Origin of the sequence: Streptomyces sp. MB09-02B (genome assembly GCF_033794485.1) — a bacterium.
In the GTDB taxonomy this organism is placed as follows: Bacteria; Actinomycetota; Actinomycetes; order Streptomycetales; family Streptomycetaceae; genus Streptomyces.
The window spans coordinates 1-12,538 of sequence record NZ_JARGEE010000269.1 but is presented as its reverse complement, the minus strand read 5'-3'; the positions used below and the strand labels follow the sequence as shown (position 1 = coordinate 12,538).

13 protein-coding genes and 2 pseudogenes are annotated in these 12,538 nt (G+C 70.3%); 10 read left to right on the top strand and 5 right to left on the bottom strand.

Annotation, left to right across the window (positions count from 1 at the left end; translation table 11 throughout):
• The first annotated feature begins 119 nt into the window (after window positions 1-119).
• From P1P70_RS30015 to P1P70_RS30005, 3 genes are read left to right on the top strand one after another with little or no spacing between them, the layout of a single operon-like run.
• On the top strand, window positions 120-296 hold the full coding sequence (locus tag P1P70_RS30015; RefSeq protein WP_413471578.1) for a hypothetical protein: 177 nt from the start codon (window positions 120-122) through the stop codon (window positions 294-296).
• A gap of 56 nt (window positions 297-352) precedes the next feature.
• A complete protein-coding gene (locus P1P70_RS30010; protein WP_319243259.1) occupies window positions 353-1,264 on the top strand; it encodes an ABC transporter ATP-binding protein in 912 nt (303 codons plus the stop codon).
• On the top strand, window positions 1,257-1,988 hold the full coding sequence (locus tag P1P70_RS30005) for an ABC transporter ATP-binding protein (protein WP_319243253.1): 732 nt from the start codon (window positions 1,257-1,259) through the stop codon (window positions 1,986-1,988). The genes P1P70_RS30010 and P1P70_RS30005 overlap by 8 nt, the downstream gene beginning before the upstream one ends.
• A 46-nt stretch (window positions 1,989-2,034) precedes the next feature.
• Here P1P70_RS30005 and P1P70_RS30000 read toward each other — a convergent pair whose 3' ends face one another.
• Together P1P70_RS30000 and P1P70_RS29995 are read right to left on the bottom strand one after the other, a co-directional pair.
• Complete coding sequence (locus P1P70_RS30000; protein ID WP_319243250.1) at window positions 2,035-2,571, bottom strand: hypothetical protein; 537 nt, start codon at window positions 2,569-2,571, stop codon at window positions 2,035-2,037.
• A gap of 335 nt (window positions 2,572-2,906) precedes the next feature.
• On the bottom strand, window positions 2,907-3,785 hold the full coding sequence (locus P1P70_RS29995) for a helix-turn-helix domain-containing protein (protein WP_319243248.1): 879 nt from the start codon (window positions 3,783-3,785) through the stop codon (window positions 2,907-2,909).
• Between the two features lie 164 nt (window positions 3,786-3,949).
• Here P1P70_RS29995 and P1P70_RS29990 point away from each other — a divergent pair, with 164 nt between their 5' ends.
• Window positions 3,950-4,465, top strand: a complete 516-nt coding sequence (locus P1P70_RS29990) for a peptidoglycan-binding protein (RefSeq protein ID WP_319243246.1) — start codon at window positions 3,950-3,952, stop codon at window positions 4,463-4,465.
• A gap of 169 nt (window positions 4,466-4,634) precedes the next feature.
• On the opposite strand, the pseudogene P1P70_RS29985 reads toward P1P70_RS29990, so the two are convergent.
• Window positions 4,635-5,138 (bottom strand): annotated as a pseudogene (locus P1P70_RS29985) (zinc-binding dehydrogenase); the annotation flags it as partial.
• 9 nt (window positions 5,139-5,147) lie between these two features.
• Between P1P70_RS29985 and P1P70_RS29980 the strand changes: the two are divergent.
• Window positions 5,148-5,567, top strand: a pseudogene (locus P1P70_RS29980) (transcriptional regulator); the annotation flags it as partial.
• A gap of 37 nt (window positions 5,568-5,604) precedes the next feature.
• Here the strand turns inward: P1P70_RS29980 and P1P70_RS29975 are convergent.
• Window positions 5,605-6,747, bottom strand: a complete 1,143-nt coding sequence (locus P1P70_RS29975; RefSeq protein WP_319243243.1) for a substrate-binding domain-containing protein — start codon at window positions 6,745-6,747, stop codon at window positions 5,605-5,607.
• A gap of 437 nt (window positions 6,748-7,184) precedes the next feature.
• On the opposite strand from P1P70_RS29975, the gene P1P70_RS29970 reads away from it, so the two are divergent.
• The 5 genes from P1P70_RS29970 to P1P70_RS29950 all read left to right on the top strand — a co-directional run bounded on the left by P1P70_RS29970 (window position 7,185) and on the right by P1P70_RS29950 (window position 12,293).
• Window positions 7,185-9,641 carry an ATP-binding protein gene (locus P1P70_RS29970; protein WP_319243241.1) on the top strand — a complete coding sequence of 819 codons (2,457 nt, stop codon included), beginning with the start codon at window positions 7,185-7,187 and terminating at the stop codon, window positions 9,639-9,641.
• Window positions 9,622-10,098: a roadblock/LC7 domain-containing protein gene (locus P1P70_RS29965; protein ID WP_239750102.1), complete on the top strand. Its 477-nt coding sequence runs from the start codon at window positions 9,622-9,624 to the stop codon at window positions 10,096-10,098. Before P1P70_RS29970 ends, P1P70_RS29965 begins: the two co-directional genes overlap by 20 nt.
• 28 nt (window positions 10,099-10,126) lie before the next feature.
• Window positions 10,127-10,573 carry a DUF742 domain-containing protein gene (locus P1P70_RS29960; RefSeq protein WP_319243237.1) on the top strand — a complete coding sequence of 149 codons (447 nt, stop codon included), beginning with the start codon at window positions 10,127-10,129 and terminating at the stop codon, window positions 10,571-10,573.
• A complete protein-coding gene (locus P1P70_RS29955; protein WP_319243235.1) occupies window positions 10,521-11,156 on the top strand; it encodes a GTP-binding protein in 636 nt (211 codons plus the stop codon). The genes P1P70_RS29960 and P1P70_RS29955 overlap by 53 nt, the downstream gene beginning before the upstream one ends.
• 231 nt (window positions 11,157-11,387) lie before the next feature.
• Window positions 11,388-12,293, top strand: coding sequence for a GNAT family N-acetyltransferase (locus P1P70_RS29950; RefSeq protein ID WP_319243232.1), 906 nt, complete (start codon window positions 11,388-11,390; stop codon window positions 12,291-12,293).
• 76 nt (window positions 12,294-12,369) lie between these two features.
• On the opposite strand, the gene P1P70_RS29945 is transcribed toward P1P70_RS29950, so the two are convergent.
• On the bottom strand, window positions 12,370-12,538 hold a 169-nt coding region (locus P1P70_RS29945), incomplete at its 5' end, for an RICIN domain-containing protein (protein WP_319243256.1).

The following is a 12,538-nucleotide window of genomic DNA, read 5'->3' as shown; positions in this document are numbered from 1 at the left end:
CGCCCCCTCACGAAACTCCGCCGTGAACTTCCGACGCTTCTCCGCCATGACACTCAACTTCCCCTGCTGTCACGGCTCCACGCTACGAGGGGAACCTCAGGCTCGGCCTCCCCACTCACATGGCCAGCCTCGGCAACCTCATCCAGGACGCCAAGGGATCGCTGCTCGCCGGGCAGTGGTGGCCCACCCTCTTCCCGGGGCTGTTCGTCATCGTCCCCACACTCGCCATCGCCGGCCTCGCCGGAGCCTGGCGGGAGCGGATCAACCCGCGCCGTCGATCGGAGCTGATGCTGTGACGGTCACCGACCGACCTCCCGTCCTCTCGGTGCGCGGGCTGTCCGTGCGCTTCCGCATGCCCGGCGGGCGCCGGATCGCCGCCGTCACCGACGCCCACTTCGACGTGGCGACCGGCGAGTGCCTCGCCCTGATCGGCGAGAGCGGCTGCGGCAAGTCGGTCCTCGCCTCCGCCCTGCTCGGCCTGCTCCCCTCCAACGCCCAGAGCGCGGGCCGGGCGCACCTCGGCGAACTCGACCTGCTCACGGCCGACGAACGGACCCTCACACGGACAGTGCGGGGCCGCCTGATCGGGCTCATCCCGCAGAGCCCCGCCGCGCATCTGACGCCGGTGCGCACGGTGCGCTCCCAACTGGAGGAAACGGTCAGCACGCTGACCGACGCACGGGGACGTACCGCCGTGCGTTCGGCGGCCGAGAGCGCTGCCGAACGCGCCGCCTTCCCCGCCGACCACCTCGACCGCCACCCGCACCAGCTCTCCGGCGGCCTGGCCCAGCGCGCCGCCACCGCCCTCGCCCTCGTCGGCGACGCACCCCTGCTGCTCGCCGACGAACCCACGACCGGACTCGACCGCGACCTGGTGGACCACACGGTCGACGAACTGCGACGCCACGTCGACGACGGCGACCGGGCCCTGCTGATGATCACCCATGACCTGGCCGCCGCCGAACGCATCGCCGACCGCGTGGCCGTGATGTACGCGGGCCGGATCGTCGAACTCACCGACGCGGAAGCCTTCTTCGGCACCCCAGGCCCTCGCCACCCCTACAGCCGGGGCCTTCTCCAGGCCCTGCCCGAGCGCGCCTTCCTTCCGATTCCCGGTATGCCGCCCGAACTCGGCGGCCTTCCCGGCGGGTGCGCCTTCGCCCCGCGCTGCGACCGGGCCACCGACGCCTGCGCGGCCCTCCCACCGACAACCAGCCAGATCGCCTGCCACCACCCGCACGCGCCGGAGGACCTCCGTGCTTGAACTGCACGACATCACCGCCGGATACGACAGGAAAGCCCCCGTCGTCCGCGACGCCTCCCTGACCGTCGCACCCGGTGAAGCCGTCGGCCTGCTCGGGCCCAGCGGCTGCGGCAAGTCCACCCTCGCCCGCGTCGCGGCCCTGCTGCACCGCCCCGAGACGGGCACCCTTGTCCTGGACGGCGAGCCCGTACGGCACTGGCGGCACCGCGCCCCACGCGACCTGCGCACCGCCATCGGCGTCGTGTTCCAGCAGCCCCGGCTCTCCGCCGACCCCCGACTGCGGCTCATCGACCTGATCGCCGAGCCCCTGCGCGCCACCGGCCGCCGCGACGAAGTACCGGAGCGTATGACCGAACTGGCCCCGGCCGTCGGCCTCACCCCCGACCTTTTGGACCGACGCGCCCACGAACTCAGCGACGGCCAGCTGCAACGCGCCTGCCTGGCCCGCGCCCTGGTCCTGCGCCCGCGCTGGCTGATCTGCGACGAGATGACCGCGATGCTGGACGCCTCCACCACGGCCGCACTGGTGGCGGCCGTCGAGAACTACCGCGCCGCCACCGGTGCCGGTCTGCTCGCCGTGGGCCACGACCAGACACTCCTGCGTCGCTGGTGTGACCGCGTCCTGCACTGGAACGAGGTCACCGGCCGGGTCCCGTCGGGCATGGGAAAGCTCCCGCAGCCATCCGGCCTGCGGGAGCCGTCCGTTGTACCGCCTGCTACGTGAACAGGTTGGACACCGACTCAGCGGACGCGGGGGTCTGCCTCGGGAACTAATGAATCAGGGTGTTCAGCATGATGATCACTAGGCCGATCAGCATGTCCAGGCCCCCAGCCCGGCACGAGGACGGCCATCCCTGCCCGGCCCTGCGGGCTGCCCAGGCGCCCAAGGCGAACAAGGCGACGGTGTTGATCAGCAGGGCCGCGTCCACCGCAGTGGCCTCTGCCCACCACCCGGCTACGGCGGCGAGCAGTACACCCACCGTGGGCAGCACGGTGGCGACCAAGGGCCACTCCGCGAGCACCGACCGCAGTCGGCTGGCGGTGGCTGCCCCGTCGACGAACGCACGCTGGGCAATGACGTGTGCGTACCCATGGGCGGCACTGGACGCCAGCGCGGTGATCAGCACCCACAGCGCGTCCGCGCCGGGATCGGCCTCCTCCCCCGTCGCGTCCAGCGCGGCCGCCATGGCACTGGCCAGCACCAGCCCGTAGATACCGCTGAACAGCCACTGCTCCGACGGCTGTCGCCGCAGGATCCTGCTTGCTGCGACGCCCTCGGGGCGGACACGGTCGGCGCGGTCGGGCATCGCATCGCCTCGTTGGGGAAGAGGGCTGGTTCCGCACATGCTCACCCGCGAGGCGTCAGGGGACACGCCACCACGCGAGCAGGCCTGATAGTTGCGCCCGAAGGGAGGTCGGGTCGCCGGTGCCGGATGCCTCCCTGCGCACGGGAGCACGGCAGGACGTCAGCCCTGGAGCCGAGGGGGCGTGCGTCCAGGTCCAGGCTGAGCGAGGCACTGTTCGAGGTGCCCGAGCAGGGGTCGGTTCCTTGCTCGCGCAACGAGACCCACTGCTTCCGCGGGCGCCTCATCGTCTTGACGGATCCAACCGCCCATGAGGGTGCGGGCTGCCGTGCGCATGCTCACCGGGGAGCCGGGGTGTTGGCGCGCAGTAGTGCGGCTCCGAGGGGGGCGAGGGTGTGCAGTACCGAGGAGGCCTGACGGTGGCTGACGATGAGGCCCGCATCCCGCAGAGCGGTGGCATGCTGGCTGGCCGATGACGCGGAGACTCCCGCGGCGCGAGCGAGTTCTCCGGTGGTTGCTCCGGTGGCCGCGCCCCGCAGAACGGTGGCGCGGGTGCGGCCGAGGAGGACTGCCAGGGAAGCCCCGGAGCCGAGGTCGCCAGGCAGCGTCGTGCGATGTGGCTCATGGCGGAGTGAGTAGAGGAGGACGGGGTCCAGCGTGGTGTCCCCGAAGGTCACAGGATTGCCCCAGCAGAAGTACGACGGGACCAGAAGGAGGCCACGACCGTTCAGGCACAGGTCTCGGTCCTCGGGATAGACGGCATGCAGGACGGGGTGCCGCCACCTCAGGCCGGGCCCCAGGTTCTGGACGATCCCGGCGGCCCCGGCGTCCAGCACTGCGCGGGCGCGGGTGGCCCGTTCGGCTTCGATGCGGGCCTGAATACGGTCGCTGTGCGGGGCAATGACCGTGTCGTGGTACGTCCGCATCGCGTCTGTCAGTTCTTTGCGCATCTTCGCTTCCGCCAACCGGGGCGCCCAGGCGGGGGCTCCACTGGTGCGGGCCAGCTGACCCACTTCGTCCAGGACCCGGTGCGGTGGGGTGGCCAGGATGGCTTCCAGGCCGGCATCAAGGCCTTGCACGCCTTCGGGAGGGGTGAGGAAGTCGGGGAAATAGGCGGCGCGCGGAACGAGCGGTAACAACAGGTTCCGCAGGGTTCTGGTGAGATAAGGCAGGTCGAAAAACCGTGGTCGGGTCATGCTCGCGTCAGCGAGGCTCAAGGAGCAATCAGAAACGGGCAAGCGATCCGTGGCTCGAGCGGTATCTGCCCCGTAGCAAGACCACCTGACCGACTGCCTTCGCGGACCGGTCAGCCGCTTACGCCATGCCGGTCCGCCATGGCGATCAGTCACGCGTACCGCTGATCAGTGAGGGAGAACAAGGCATGACGAAATCCGCTTCAGGGACACGGGTACGCCGATGCGCCACAGCCGTGACCGCGGCCCTGCTCGCATGTGCGGTGGGCGCCCTGCCCGCGCAGGCCAGTGTCTCGCAGGGCGGGGTCTACGGTGCGGGTGTGGTGACCGACGACTGGGGCGACGAGGGCCCCCTCTCCGTCAACAGCAACTCCCACAACAACGTCGTCCTTCTCTGGCAGGTCGTGCTGGTGAGCGACGGGTATCTCACCAGCGCCGACGACTATGACTGCCGCTTCGGTCCGAGAACGCAGGCAGCGACCAAGGCCTGGCAGCGCGCCAACGACCTCGACGACGACGGCATCGTCGGCCCGAAGACCTTCGGCAAGGCGGACAACAAGCTCCGGATGGACAGCGATGACGGCGAGATCCACTACAAGGGCTCGCGCGGGATCTACCGCAACAGCTCCGGACGCTGGTACATGGACGATGTCAACGGTGTCAGGCACTACTTCTCGTACAACAGCTCATCCATGTGCGGCTGAGACGTCATACGCAGATGTTGTGACTGGGGCCCTCCATACCGCCCGGCTGCCGGAGTGCGTGCCGCCCTGGCGGACGTAGTGCTCACACCTGGCTGCGGTGGTGGGTCGACGAAAGCACTGGAGTAGGCCACGGTGCTGTGTCGGTAGAGGTACGAGGCCGGTGCGTCCGTCACGGCTGCAGCAGGACCTTGATCGCGCGGCGTTCGTCCATCGCGCGGTAGGCGTCGGCGGCCTGCTCCAGCGGGAGGGTGAGGTCGAAGACCTTGCCCGGGTCGATCTGCCGCTTCCAGATCAGGTCGATCAGCTGCGGCAGGTACTGGCGGACCGGGGCCGGGCCGCCGTGCAGGTGGACGTGGGAGAAGAACAGTTCCTGCCCGTCGAGCGTGACGTCGTGGGAGACGCCGACATAGCCGACGTGGCCGCCGGGACGGGTGGAGCGTACCGCCTGGAGCATGGACTCCTGGGTGCCGACCGCCTCGATGACGGAGTGGGCGCCGTAGCCGCCGGTCAGTTCCTTGATCTTCTCGACGCCGGCGTCGCCGCGCTCGGCGACGATGTCGGTGGCGCCGAAGTCGAGCGCGAGCTTCTGCCGGGACTCGTGGCGGCTCATCGCGATCACCCGCTCCGCGCCGAGCAGGCCGACCGCCCCGTCACCGACCGCGGCCACCGTTCGACGACGCCGAACATGGCCCGCTTCCAGTTCCTCGACCCAGCGGCGCACCGCTTCTACCCGGACTGGGACCTCATCGCCGACATGACCGTCGACGTACTGCGCACCGCGGCCGGCCGCGACCCCCATGACAAGGACCTCCACGACCTGGTGGGCGAACTGTCCACGCGCTGCGACGCGTTCCGCGTCCGCTGGGGCTCGCACAACGTCCGCCGCCACGGCACCGGTTCCAAACGCTTCCACCACCCGCTCGTCGGCGACCTCACCCTGTCCTGGCACGGCTCGACCGTGGACGCCGAACCGGGCCTCACCCTGCTCATCTACACCGCCGAACCGGGCTCACCCTCGGAAGAGGCACTCCGCCTCCTCGCCTCCTGGACCGCCTCCCAGGACGGCTCCGTCGCCGACGACCGCTTTCAGCGGGACGGTTGACCTCCGACGTGGCGCGCGGTCGGCTGTCCGCCCGTACCTACTTGTCCCAGATCTTGCGGTAGGCCTGTCGGTAGCCCTCCGAGTCCCAGGAGAGCGCGCCACCGCTGTTGTCGGCGGTGGTGATGTGGACGGGGGCGACGTAGTCGCTGGCGGGCTCGCCCGCGAAGGCGCGGTTGAACTCGTCGATGATCTGCCATCCCTGTTCGGACAGGGGCTCGGGCACGGTGGCGGACTGGTACTGCTTGCCGTTGATGCGCTCGAAGGCCGACGGATCGCCGTCACCGGCGCCGATGTTGTACGGGGCGCCGTCGCCCTGGTGTCCGGCGGCGCGCAGCGCGGGTGCCGCGTGGTCGAAGTACAGGTCGTTGATGGCGGCGGAGTAGGTCCATCTGTCGCCGAACCGGGACTGGAGGGAGGCGACCTTGTCGAGGGTTCTGCTGCCCGCCTCCGGGATGGGGATGTCCTCGTAGCTGAGCAGGTCGACGTCGGGGCAGGTGGCGAGTTGCTTCCTGATCAGGTCGGACTTGCGTGCGGCGAAGGGTATGGAGGCGTCGGTGAAGAGCACCACTCCGGCGCGGCCGCCCGAGCGGGCGATGATCCAGTCGGCGCTGATCTTCGCGACGTCCTCGACTCTCGTGGTGACGTTGCTGAAGAGCTTCGGACGCGCGCTGGGCCCCGGGGTGGCCGTGGCGTGCCAGCCGATCAGCGGGATGCCCGCGGCGTTCGCCCGTTCGGCCTGCTCGGTCACGGACTTGGGGTCGAATCCGCCGATGACGATGCCGGAGGGCTTGAGGGCGAGGGCCTCCGCGAAGGCCTCCCGGATACCGGCGGGCGTGCCCTGTCCGTCGATGGTGCGGACGTCCCAGCCGATGACCTTGGCGGCTTCCTGAACGCCCCGGGCGACCCCGGAGACACCCGGGTTGGTCATGGTCTGGGCGATGTAGGCGATGGTCCTTCCGGGGACGGCCTTCGGGCCGGTGGTGGGGCCGCCCCAGGGGGCGTTGATGTCCTCGGCCTCCTTGACCGCCTGTTTCGCCTCGGCGAGGACGGCGGGACAACCCGGCTCCCGTGCCCCGACGGTGGACGCGTCGGTGGTCGAACCGCTGTCACAGCCGGCCGTGGCGGTGGCCACGACCAGGAACGCGACGGCTGCCGCGGTCGCTCTGTGGGTGGAGTGCACGGGGTCTCCTCAACTGGGCACGAGGGGGTACGGATTGCGTGGGGGGAGGAGAGGAACAGGCCGGCAGACAGCCGGAATCGCAACGGCGGCAGCACCTCGGGCCGCTGCCCGGCGGGTTGTCGCGGTGGGAATGTAGCAGGGCCCCGACCGGTCCCTCCACGGGAGGCACTACCGCTCAGTAGGCGTGCGTGAACAATTCGTAATCAATTCTTGATTACACACAGGCTCAAAGCGATCACACAGGCGATAGTCTCCGACCGACCCGATCCGGACACATGACGTGATCCCGTCGTTCGAACCACGTGTCCGATCGCTCGAACCCGGCGAACCCGGCGAACCTGTGCGAGCGTCCGGCCCATCCCGGCCACCAGGTCGTCGACGGTCCCGCCGCGACGACACAGCGGTCACCACTCACCCGTACAGCGAAGGAGGTCAGCGTGCCCACGAACACAGTGGAGCCGCCGCCCGGCCGCACGGACCGGACTCCTGTGTTCCGCCGCAGGGCGGTCTCCGTTCTCGCCCGATGGCCCTTCCGGCGGAAACTCAACGTTCTCGTCATCGCGCCCGTGGCGGTCGTCGGCGCGCTCCTCGGCGTCGGCGTCACCGGCCAGATCGAGCAGGTCCGCGACGCCGACCGGGTCGCCGAACTGGTGCGTGACAGTGAGCAGGTCGCGGCGCTCGCCAATGACATCCAGGCCGAACACCGGCTGGCACTCCTGCTGTCGGTGCAGTACGACGCCGCCCGGCCGGGGGCCGCCCAGCCGTCGACGACGGCGTACCGCGAGGCGCAGCGGGCCACCGACGCACGCGTGGCGGCCGTGCGCTCGGCGTTCGGGTCGAGCCTGCCGGCCGAGGAGAAGCAGGCCCTCGCGTACATCGCCGGCCTCGACTCCCTGCGCGACAAGCTCGGCCGGGACTACGTGCCGGCCGCCAACATCGACCCCGCCTACGCCGCCGCGGTCGGCTATCTCATCGACGGCATCGGTCTCGACCGCTTCGCCGCGACCTCGCAGTCCTCGGTCACCAACCTGTTGGACGCCGTACTGCGGGCGGACGCGGGCCACGCGGCCTTCGAGAGCGCCGTGTTCTCCGCCCAGACCCGTGACGCGAACGCGCTCACCGAGTACACGCGCGCGGTCGGCGCCCACGAACTCTTCACCCACCAGTCCGAGCGCTTCAGCCGTATCGCCAGGCCGGACCAGGTCCTGCGCATGGGCGGCATCGAGCGCGCGGCCGAACAGAACGCCATCACCGCACAGTTCGCGGAACTGCAGGTCGATCCGGCATCCCTGCAGTCGCAGACCACACGCGAACTGCGCGAGAGGATCGCCGCCGGAGAGCGGCAGGCCGACACCCGCCTCGGCATCACCCGGACCCTCATCCGGCAGACCGCCGCCCAGGCCGACTCCCTGTCCGCGAACGCCCTGTACAGGGCATGGCTGATGCTCGGTCTGGCGTTGCTCGGCTTCGCCGCCTGGCTGGCGTTCTGCGTGCTGGTCCGCCGCTCGGTCGTCCGCCCCCTGACGGCCCTGACCCGCTCCGCTCAGCGGGTGGTCGCGGCCGCGGGCGAGGAACTCGCCCGTGTCGCGGACGACGAGTCCACCGACACCGCCCCGTTCCGGCCCCAGGCCATCCCGGTCCCGGTCCGCGACGACATCGGCGAACTGGCCGAGGCGTTCAACCATGTGCAGGTCACCGCCGCCGCTCTGCTGGAGAGGCAGATGCTGAGCCGACGCAACGTCGCCGAGATGTTCGGCAACGTCGGCCGCAGAGTCAGCAATCTCACCACCCGTCAGCTGTCGCTGATCGACGCCGTGGAACGCGAGGAGACCGACCCCGACCTGCTCGACCAGCTGTACCGCATCGACCACATCGCCGTACGGCTCCAGCGCAACGCCGACAGTCTGATGCTGCTCGCCGGGATCCGGGAGACGGACGTCGAGGCCCGGCCCACCACCCTGGCCGATGTCATACGCTCCGGTCTCGGCCGTATCGAGGGATACCAGCGGGTGTCCCTGCGCTCCGAGACGGACATCACCGTCGGCCCCGACATCATCGGCGACCTGACCCTGCTGCTCGCCGAACTGCTGGAGAACGCCGTCTCCTTCTCCCCGTCCCACACCCCCGTCGAAGTGGTCGTGCGGCCCGGCACCGATGTCACCAAGGACGGCGGCGCTCTCATCGAGGTCATCGACCACGGCCTCGGCATGAGCGCGGAACGTTTCGCCGAGGAGAACGCCCGCCTCGTCCGCCGGGAACGGCTCGACCTGGTGCCGACCAAGGTGCTCGGCCTCTTCGTCGTCGGCAGCCTCGCCCGCCACCTCGGGCTTCACGTGACCCTGAGCCGCACACCGGGCGGTGGCGTCACCGGCACCGTCTGGATCCCCTCCTCGCTCCTGCTGACGATGAGTCCGCTGGACGACACACCGGCCGGGACCGGGTCGGTGCCCGCGCCGAGGACCGAGAGGACGACCGTCGCACCCGCACCCGCACCGGTACCAGCCGCCACCGCGACCGTTCCCGAACGGCGGCCGACGATCGTGTCACCCCACAGCGACCTGCCCCGACGCGTCCCGGCCCGCCTCGGCTCGGACGACACCACCACCCCCGAGGGCACTGCGCAGGCGGCCACCCGCCCCCTGCGGCGACGGGTCCGGGGCGCGACGCTCACCGTGACCACCCCGGCGGCCGACCGGAGCGGTCCGGCGCCGCGACAGCCGCTGGACGCCGACGCCGTGCGCTCGGAACTCGACGAGTTCGAGGCCGCCGTACGCAGGGCGGAACAGGACGCGGCCGCGACCTCGACCGCGACCGCCGACGAGACCGGCACCACCGCAGGACCGGAAACCCCAGAAGGCCAGAAGGAGACGGGCAGTGACGACGTCGACAGGTGACAGCACCTCCGAACAGGCGAACCCCGCCGATCTGCGAACCGCGGCGGCCGACTTCACCTGGCTGCTCGACCGGTTCGCCACCGACACCGCCGGTGTCGTGGACGCCATCGCGGTGTCGTCCGACGGACTGCTGATCGCCGTCTCCCAACTCCGCGACAGGGCCGACTCCGAGCGCCTCGCCGCGATCGTGTCCGGCGTCACCAGCCTCGCCGCGGGCGTCTCCGGCAACTACAGCCTGGGCGGCCTCAACAAGGTCATCATCGACCTGGAGGGAGGCCATGTGCTGGTCTCGGCCATCGGCAACGGCGCCGTCCTCGGCGTGGTCGCCTCCAAGGAGGCGAAACTGGGCAACATCGCCTACGAGATGACCCTCTTCGCCAACCGCGCCGGGGCCGCGCTCACCCCCCAACTGGTGATGGAACTCAAGAACAGCGTCGGCTCCACACCGGCCGGCTGACCCATCCCCCGCGAGGCAGGAGGGCGTCATGGCCGACGCCGGACGAGAACCACTGGAAACAGCACGAGACAACGGGGGCGGCTTGCCGGAACCGGTCGGACGCGCCCCGGCCATCCGGCCGTTCCTGCTGACCGCCGGACGGGTGTCGGGGGCGGGCAGGGCGGTACCGATCCCGATCGAGACGCAGATCGTGGCGACCGCCGCCGGGCTCTCCGCCCTCGGCACGCTCGCCTTCGAACACCACGACCTCGTGGCCGCCTGCCGGCAGCCGCAGTCCGTGGCGGAACTGGCCGCCCGTCTGCGACTGCACCTCAACGTCGTCCGGGTGCTCACCGAGGACCTGTGTGCCGCCGGGCACCTGGCCGTCCACGTGCCCAGCGCCCGGACCGCCCAGGACATCACCGTACTGCGAAGGGTCATCCATGGTCTCCGTGCCGTCCCCGACTCACGGGACACACTCCGTGACAGCGGCTGAGCGGCCGCCGCTGCCGGTCAAACTGGTCATCGCCGGGGGCTTCGGGGTCGGCAAGACCACCACCGTGGGCTCCATCTCCGAGATACGGCCCCTCACCACGGAGGCCGCCATCACCGAGGTCGCGGCGGGCGTCGACGACCTCACCCACACCCCCGACAAGACCACCACCACCGTCGCCATGGACTTCGGCTGCCTGACGCTGGACCCGACGCTGAAGCTGTACCTGTTCGGGACACCGGGCCAGGACCGGTTCGGCTTCATGTGGGACGACGTCGTCGAAGGTGCCCTCGGAGCCCTGGTCATCGTGGACACCCGCCGCCTCGACGACTGCTACGCCGCCGTCGACTACTTCGAGCACAAGCACATCCCCTTCGCCGTCGCCGTCAACGCCTTCGACGGCGAGGTCGAACACGACCTGGACGAAGTGCGGTGGGCCCTGGACGTCGCCGAACACGTCCCGCTCGTCGTCTTCGACGCGCGCCGGACGGGCTCGGTCCGCGACGCACTCCTGGTCGTACTCGACGTCGCCCTCTCCCGCGCCGAAGCGGCCACGACGAGCACCTCGCCGCGGGCCCACTCATGAGGGTGACCGCCACTACCGACGACGAACCCACTGAGCAGATCACGAAACCGTGGACGGACCAGCGGAGGTGCACATACCGTGTGACTCCACGCCCTGGCTGGACGGAAGGAGGCGAGTGCCGTGCGGTTCACACCTTTTCAGCGCTCCCTTTTCCGCTGTCCCGGCGTGGCTCATGAGGTTCATGAGTTCTGACCGGGAGCGCTCCAAGCAGCCTGTATTCCGGAGGAACCCATGACCGATCCGGTCATCCGCGCGCTCACCGTGAGCGACGCCCATCTCTTCGACGCTCTCCCCGACCCACTGGGCGCCCGTGAAGGCCATCGGCGTACCAGGTTCCGCCCCGACTGGAAGCGCGTCGCCCTGCGCGACAGCGAGGTCGTCGCACGCGGCGCGTGGTGGGGCGGCCCCGACGACTCGGAGCCCCTCAACATCAACTGGTTCGACGTGACCGAGGGCGAGGAGGAGGCGGGGGCCGAGCTCCTGCGCTCCGCTCCCTGGCAGGTCGAACTCGAGATCAATCTGCCTGGCGGCTGGCGGGACAAGCCCGACCTGCGCCCCGCCGCCGAGGCACGCTTCGCCGCCGCACGAGCCGCCGGGTACGAACCCCTGGTGGAACGCTTCCTGTACCGCTGGACCCCGGAGCGAGGTCTGCCCGAGCGGCCCGGACGCCTGCGCTTCAGTGCCGAACCCGACGACACCGTGTTCTTCGACGCGTTGCGCCGCATCCACTCCGTCACCCTGGACGCCCACGCGCTCAAGGCCATCGAGGAGGGCGGCCTCGATCAGGCCGCCCAGGAGGAACTCGACTTCTTCCACTGGTGCCCCTCCCCGCGGGAGTGGTGGCAGACCGCGCACACGCCGGAGGGCGACCTGGCCGGCATCCACATCCCGGCTCACAACCCCTCCGGACCGACCATCGGCTTTATCGGAGTCGTCCCGGAACAGCGCGGTCACGGCTACGCCTACGACCTCCTCGCGGAATGCACCCACTTCCTTGTCGAAGAGGGCGCGGAGTTCGTCAGCGGAGCGACGGACCGGGGCAACTTCCCCATGGCCGCGAACTTCGCCAAGGCCGGCTTCCCCGTCGTCAGTGAACGCATCAACTTCCCCCCCCCCCCCCCGGGTCAAACGGCCTAGCGAGAAGTAGCACGGCAGGCGCGGGAACCGCTTCGTCGGCGGTTCCCGCGCCCTGTCATGACACTGGTGGGAGCTGTCAGTTGACCCGGACGATCTTCCAGAGCTGGTCGTCGAGGCTCGCGCTGCCCCACTGGACGACGGCTGCGCCGTTGGCGGTGGAGGACTGGGCGACTCCGGCGACGAGGGTGCTGTTCACGTTGCGGAGCTTGTAGTAGCCGCCGCCGCCGTCGGTGAGGGTCCACTTC